The organism is Acidiphilium sp. PM (assembly GCF_000219295.1).
In the GTDB taxonomy this organism is placed as follows: Bacteria; Pseudomonadota; Alphaproteobacteria; order Acetobacterales; family Acetobacteraceae; genus Acidiphilium; species Acidiphilium multivorum.
Genome location: NZ_AFPR01000022.1, coordinates 1 through 7,582, shown reverse-complemented (window position 1 = coordinate 7,582; position 7,582 = coordinate 1). Strand labels below are relative to the sequence as shown.

The 7,582-nt window shown below is 62.9% G+C and carries 4 protein-coding genes; all 4 read left to right on the top strand.

Annotated elements, in window-relative coordinates; genetic code table 11:
- Positions 1-1,171, top strand: a 1,171-nt coding sequence (locus tag APM_RS00775) for a glycosyltransferase family 4 protein (protein WP_241763084.1), incomplete at its 5' end; no start/stop codon positions are given.
- A 327-nt stretch (positions 1,172-1,498) separates the two neighbouring features.
- On the top strand, positions 1,499-3,424 hold the full coding sequence (asnB, locus tag APM_RS00770; RefSeq protein ID WP_007421448.1) for an asparagine synthase (glutamine-hydrolyzing): 1,926 nt from the start codon (positions 1,499-1,501) through the stop codon (positions 3,422-3,424).
- Positions 3,414-4,991, top strand: coding sequence for a lipopolysaccharide biosynthesis protein (locus tag APM_RS00765; protein WP_007421447.1), 1,578 nt, complete (start codon positions 3,414-3,416; stop codon positions 4,989-4,991). Before asnB ends, APM_RS00765 begins: the two co-directional genes overlap by 11 nt.
- The gene (locus APM_RS00760) at positions 4,988-7,024 is read left to right on the top strand and encodes a hypothetical protein (protein WP_007421446.1); all 2,037 of its coding nucleotides are present in this window, start codon (positions 4,988-4,990) and stop codon (positions 7,022-7,024) included. Before APM_RS00765 ends, APM_RS00760 begins: the two co-directional genes overlap by 4 nt.
- The last annotated feature ends 558 nt before the right edge of the window (positions 7,025-7,582 follow it).

Sequence of the window (7,582 nt, the reverse complement as noted above, 5' to 3'; positions counted from 1 at the left end):
TGCTGTCGCACCCCTATCTCTGGGACGAGAATGCGGCGCGCATCATCGCCCTCGCCACGCGCTCATGACGCCGCCCGCCGCGATGCTGATCCTGCATGTCTTCCCGAGTTTCGCCGTCGGCGGCGCGCAGATGCGCATGGCGACGCTGGCCAACCGCTTCGGCGCGCGGTTCCGCCACGCGATCGTAGCACTCGACCGGCAGACCGGCTGCCGGAGCCATCTCGATCCCGGCCTCGACGTCACCTTCATCGATCCGCCCGCGCCGGCCCCCTCGCTGCCCGGGCGACTGCGCAGCATCCGCGCGATGCTGCGGGAGATCGGCCCGGACCTGTTGATCACGAGCAACTGGGGCTCGATCGAATGGGCGATGGCCCGGCCGCTCGCCGGAATTCGCCGGCATATCCACACCGAGGACGGTTTTGGGCCGGAGGAGCGCCAGAGCCAGTTGCGCCGCCGCGTCCTCACGCGGCGGATCGCGCTGCGGCGCAGCGAGGTGGTCGTGCCCTCGTCGACACTGAACGACATCGCCCGGCAGGTCTGGCGCCTGCCGCCGCAGCGCCTCCACTACATCGCCAACGGCATCGACCTCGAGCGCTTTCATCCCGCCGCGCCGGCCCGGACCGAGGGGAGCGGGCTGACGGTGCTCTGCGTCGCCGGATTGCGGGCGGAGAAAAATCTCGGCCGGTTGCTGCGCGCGCTCGCTCTGGCCGACCTGACGCCGCGGCCGCGCCTGCTCATCGCCGGTGACGGCCCCGAGGGTGCCGCGCTGCGGGATCTCGCCGCCCGCCTGTCGCTGGATGTCGAATTTCTCGGCGACATCGCCGATCCGGCGCCGCTCTATCGCGCGGCGGATCTGTTCGCGCTGTCCTCGGACACCGAGCAGATGCCGCTCTCCGTGATCGAGGCGATGGCGAGCGGGCTGCCCGTGATCGCGACGGCGGTGGGCGATATTCGCGCCATGGTTTCCGAACAAAACCGGCCTCTGCTCGCCCATTGCAGCGACGAGGCGCTGGCCGGCGCCTTCAGGGCGGCCGGGACGATGGATTTGACCGTGATCGGCGCGGCCAATCGCCGCCGGGCCGAGACGCTGTTCGATGTGGCGCGGATGACGGCGGACTGGCTCGGCCTCCTCGCGCCGTGCGCGCCAAACGGAGACCTCAGACCCAGATGATCAATCCGAGAATGACGGCCCAGGCCGCGACCGAGACAAGAAAAATCAGCAGCGCCGCCTTCGGCCAGGCGAGCCGTTCAGCATCCTCGCGGCGCATGTGTCTTGCCGCGGCACTCAGACGCGACAGCATTCCGATCTCAATTCACCCGCGATGCTTGTTGAAACGACGTCTTACATTCGCCTCACAAGACGCATTGTCAATGTGAAATTATGATATAATTATAGCGAAATTCAACTATGACCTATTATTGTTTTGTATCGTAAAAAAACCGTGAAAGCTTCCATTTTTGACAATGACGATATGACCGGTCTCGGACATTTGGACCTATGTGCGGCCTGACCGGATTATTTCGGAGCGACGCTGTTTTTGCCCGGTCCGGTCCGGTCGATGGCGCCCTTCTCCAGCGCATGACCGATGCGATCGCGCATCGCGGCCCCGACTCCGAAGGGCTCGCGCTCGACGGACAGATCGGGCTCGGCTTCCGCCGGCTTGCGGTGATCGACCTGGCCGGCAGCCCGCAGCCGATGCACAGCGCCGACGGGGCGCAGACCATCGTGTTCAACGGGGAAATCTACAATTTCCGGCAGCTTGCCGCCGAACTGGCGGTATTGGGCCAGAGCTTCCGCACGCGGGGGGACACCGAAACCATCCTCAATGGCTGGCGCCAATGGGGTGCGGGGGTGCTCGACCGGCTCGATGGCATGTTCGCCTTCGCGCTGTGGGACCGGCGGACGCGCCAGCTTCTGCTCGCCCGCGACCGGATCGGCAAGAAGCCCCTCTATTACGGCACGGCGCCGGACGGCACGCTGGCTTTCGGCTCGGAACTCGCCGCGCTCAGGCCGGTGCCGGGCCTGACCGACCGGCTCGACCCGACGGCGATCGAGGATTTTCTTGCCCTCGGCTATATTCCCGACCCCGCCTCCGCATTCCGCGACATCCGCAAGTTGCCGCCCGCCCATGCGATGCTGATCGAGGCCGACCGGCCGCTGCCGGCCCCGTTCCGCTACTGGAGCCTGCCGCGCGCCCATCCGCCGGCCGACGCGCGCGAGGCCGCCGGTGTCATGGGCGGATTGTTCGAGGATGCCGTGGCCAGGCGAATGATCGCCGATGTTCCGCTCGGCGCGTTCCTGTCGGGTGGCATCGATTCGGGCTGCGTCGTCGCGCTCGCGGCGCGCCGGACCGACCGGCCGCTCCGCTGCTTCACGATCGGCTTCCCAGAGGCCGACGAACGGGAGGCCGCCAGCGAGATCGCCCGCCACTGCGGGGCCGAGCACGAAACCGCGGAGATGTCGGCTCACACCATCCTCGGCGATGCCGCGGCCCAGGCCGCGATGTTCGGCGAACCGTTCGGCGATCATTCCTCGGTGCCGAGCCGCGCCGTCGCGGCCCTGGCGCGGCGTCACGTCACCGTCGCCCTGTCCGGCGATGGCGGTGACGAGGCATTCGGCGGGTATCGGCGATACCGGTTCCATCATCTTACCGACGCGGCGCGGCGCATGCTGCCCGGGCCGGTCCGACGCCGCGTGATCGGCACGATCGCCCGCGCCTATCCGAAGCTCGACGCCGCGCCGCGCTGGCTGCGGGCGAAATCGACGCTTACCGAACTCAGCCTCGACTCCGCCGAGGCGTATTACCGCAGCGTCGGCCGCAGCGAGGCCGCGACGCGCCACGGTTTGTTCAGCGCCGGCTTCCGCCGCGATATCGAGGGTCACGACCCCGCCACGCGCTTTCATGCCGTCGCCGCCGACCATGAGGACGACGATGCGCTGCGCGTGGCCCAGCGGATCGACCTCGAAACCTGGCTGCCCGGGGACATCCTGGTCAAGACCGACCGCACGAGCATGGCGGTCGGCCTCGAGGTGCGATGCCCGCTGCTCGACCCGACGCTGCTGGCTTTCGGCTTGGCGCTGCCGGCGGATCTGAAGCTGCGCGGCGGCCGCGGCAAGGCGATCCTGCGCGATGTGGCGGCGTCGCTGCTGCCCGCCTCGGTCATGAATCGCCCGAAACAGGGGTTCGCCGCCACGCTCGGCCCGGACATGCGCAAGGCGGCGCCGCAGTTGCGGGAGATGCTCTGCGGCCCGCAATCCGCCCTCCTGGCCAGCACCTGGTTCGATGGCCCCGCCGTGGCCCGCCTGCTCGATGCCCATGCGAGCGGCCGGCGCGACCATACCGCGCTGCTCTGGCACCTTCTGGTGCTCGACAGCTTCCTGGCCGACTGGCAGCACCAGCGCCGGGTGCCCCATGACAGCTGACCCTGGATCCGCCGGCCCGCGGGACGGCACGGCCTCGCAGGACGCCGGCCTCGCCAGCCTGGCCGGCGAAGGCTCGATCCTCAGCCGCACGGCGCGCGGCGCCGGATGGGTGATTGGCTGGCGGTTCTGCACCCGGTTCATCGGCCTGTTCAGCACGCTGATCCTGGTGCGTCTGCTCACGCCGGCCGATTTCGGCATTGTCGCGCTCGCGTTCAGCTTCGCGCACGGATTTGGCCAACTTTGTGAAGTTGGCGTCGAAAACGCAATCATTCGTGATCCCAATCCCGATCGCGCTCTCTACGATACCGGCTTTACCATAAACCTCATCCGTGGCTTCGGCGTCGCGCTGGTTCTGTCTATTGGCGCGTTTCCGATTGCTGCCCTGTTCCACAATCCGGATTTAGCACCTGTGCTGCTGGCAGTGGCCGCGATCAGCGCGCTAGGCGCGGTAGAGAATATCGGAGTGGTCGATTTCCGCAGGTTCATCGCCTTCGATCGTGAATTTGTCCTGAAAATCATCCCGAGAATTGTCCAGACTGTGATCGGCATCATTCTCAGCTTCATTCTGCGGTCCTACTGGGCGCTGATTATCGCGCTACTGACCAACCAAGCGCTGACAACGATCATGACCTATCAGCTACACCCGTTTCGCCCGCAGCTTAGCCTCGCTGCCTGGCGCCGCATGGCCGGATATTCCGCTTGGGTATGGGTCAATAACCTGGTGTCGCTACTCAATTCGAACGGTACGAATTTCATCATCGGGAAAATGCTCGGCGTTGGAGCCGTCGGCATTTTCGGCCTCGGCAACGAAATTGCGGGTCTGCCCAACACCGAACTGGTCGGTCCACTTTGCCGCTCGGCCTTCTCTGGCTTTGCCCAGGCGCAGGCCGATGGAGATAATGGCGCCAACCTATTGCTGCGCTTGCTCGCCTTGATGACCATTATCGCACTTCCCGCCGGCCTAGGCCTCTCGTTGACCGCCTATCCCATCGTTCAACTCGGGTTTGGCAAGAACTGGATCAGCGCCGTGCCATTGCTGCAGATTATCGGCGTTGCAAACGCCTTCAGTATTTTCAGCATGATCAGCGGGGTGGTGTTCAGCGTAAGGGCCTGGATGAAAGCACTTTTTAAACTTGGTGCAGCAGTTACCCTCATACGCATCGGCCTGATCATCGTATTGTTGCCTGTGTATGGCCTTACCGGCGCAGCCATTGCCATTGCACTGACCGACATCGTCAACCAGATCGTCCTTATCGTCGTAACCGTTCATCGACTCGACGTGTCACTGACTTCCCTGCTTGACCGGGTATGGCGCAGCGTTACCGCCGCTGCCCTGATGACTGCGCTGCTGATTGTCCTGCATCTTGGCTGGCGTGACGATCCCGGCACCGACCACTGGCAGGCAATCCATCTCAGTGCGGCCGTCCTGATTGGCGCGATCAGCTATACCGCGTCGCTGTTTGGCCTATGGCTGATCGCCGGTCAGCCCGAGGGTGGCGAACGCGATCTTCTTGATGCAACCCGTGCGATGCTCCGGCGCGTCGAGACAAGGCGACTTCGGGCATGAAAATTATATTTCTCGTGATCGCCCTTGGCCTTGTCGCCGTTGTGGTGCCGGGTGGCGCGCGAGCGCAGGAGTTCGTTGCTGCTCCTCCTGTGCCTCACGCACGGGGCGCCCTGACCGGGATTGTGCTGGAGAACACGACCCATCACGCGCTGTCACCACACCTCATCACCTTTGCCACGATGTTCCCGAAAGGCGCCCTGCCCCGCGGCGTGGGGATCCAGACCGGCACGCAACCCGCGCAAGCCGACGTGAAACTGCGCTATCCGGACGGCTCGGCCAAATTCGCGGTCATCACCTTGCGGACACCGCCCATCGCCGCCGCCGCCGATGCAGGCCTGCTCCTGCGCGCGAGCGGCCACGCCGCCCGCGGTATCGTAGCGATCGCACCGGTGCTGGCCGCCCACCCGATCACCATCCATGCCGTGATCACGCCCAAAGGTGGAGCAACCCAAACCTTCACCATCGACATCAGCCATTGGTATCGACGCGCAAAAGCGGCAGGTCGTCTGTCCCCCTGGTTGCAAGGCCCGCTGGCCCACCAGGTCCGGCTCAGCCGCACGCTGGTCAGTTCGCTCCGCCTCGTGGTCGATCTGACGGCCTATCGAAGCGGTGCGATCGGTGCGGACATCCAGTTTGATAATGACCGCGCCATGACATCGTCGGGCGGTGCCATGCGTGAAACCGTCAGCATCAGCATTGGCGGAAAAACGATCTATCGTGTCGGCCCGCTCACGGAGCATCAATACCAGGACTGGCACGTTGTCCTGCGCACCAATGGTCGAGTGCCAATCAACGTGGTGCACGACATCGCGGCGCTGGAACGTCTAGGCGCGATTCCCCATTACGAGTTGCATCCGGGCGCGGCACGCAGCGTGCTGATCGCGTATCGGCGCGCGATCATGCAACCGGGTTGGGACGCTCCGCTCGCCGCCGATGGCGTGACCAAATATATGCCGACCACGGGCGGACGCGGCAGCATTGGCCCCACCACCCGCGCCAACGCGGTCTGGCTGATCAGCCAGAACCCGATTGCCGCGGAGTATGCGATCGGGCAGGCCGATGCCGCCGGCGCCGTTCCCTGGCACATGTGGTATCCGAAAGCCGGCAATTTCCTGACCACAGCCGATTTTCCGGATATCTGGACCGATCCGCGCGGCGGCCCGCATTCCTACACGACTGGCCTCACGCAGCAGGTGGGAAATACCGGCTGGACCCCAGACGCCTCCCATCAGCCAGACCTTGCCTACATTCCCTACCTGCTGACCGGGCGCCGCTACTATCTCGACCAGCTGAACGCCCAGGCCAGCTTCGCCGAGACCGACTTCTGGCCCGCGGCGCAGGCTCGCAACGGCGGCGAAGGTATCGTCGTCGGATCGGGGAACCAACTCCGCGGCGCTGCATGGGATCTGCGTGAGATTGCCGAAGCGGCCTATATAGATCCTCAGTATAGCGTGTTGCGCCAGTATTTCGCCCGTATGGTCGCCAACAATATGGCGTTCTTGCTACGGAAACTCCCGTTGTGGCAGGCGCGCGAAGGTGAAGCCTACGGCTATCTGCCCGGCGAATACCGCGTGCGTACCGTGACCCCTCCCTGGCAGCAGGATTTTTTTGCCATCGTCATGAGCATGCTGGCTCAGCACCATGTGGCCGGTGCCCGGGCAGTGCTACTTTGGCAGACGCATTTTCTTGCGAACTCGCTGCTCCCCCTAGCGCAGGGGTTCAATCCGCATGATGGAATTGTCTACAATCTCGCGGTTTATAATGCGAATACCAATCGCTATTACAGTAGCTGGAGCGCCATTCGCCAAGCGACTAGAGAAGCTGGCGAGGCCAATGGTAACGGCTGGAAAAACAGCAACGGCTATTATGCTCAAACCCGCCTTGCCGCTCTTGCCGGAGTCGCCAACACCACCGACTCCGTCCACGCCCGTGCCGCCTATGCCTGGCTTGCCCATGCCCACGCCCCGTTTACCAGCACGACGGCCCTCGCCCAAGACTCGCAATATTGGATCACCCCCACCCGGCATCCATGACATCGCAACCCCAAACCATAGCAGCGGTCTTGCTCTACCGCTTCCACGAGAAACTCAATGAACCACAACTCGTTGCGCCTCGTCCGCCCCTCTGGTCAGATGCGCATTGGGAAACGTTGTCACGAATTTCCTGAGACCAATGCCAAAGAGGCTATAATGTTCTATTTTCTTCGTAAAATATGTAACGCATCTGCATATTTCTGCATTTTATTAGCACCTGCGGGTTCGATCAGAAACACTTTCGGTAACGCAAATCCTCGCCATTTCTCGATTGCACCGTGAGAATTTAATAATAGATGAAATGGAGAATACAATGATTCGCTGCCCTCTTTGCACGAATATGACTCATAGTCTACTAAAATCTCATTTTTTACGTTGCAATCTTTGTTCTATTATATTTACGCTAGACAACACCTCCAATCTAAATAATATTGAATACTACCGCTCCAATGGCGTTGATCTAGTTTTCCCAAACTGGAACAATTGGCTTTTTCGGTCAACAGGACGATTTTTAAAATCGAATTTACATAAAAATACCATATATTTTTCACCAAATTC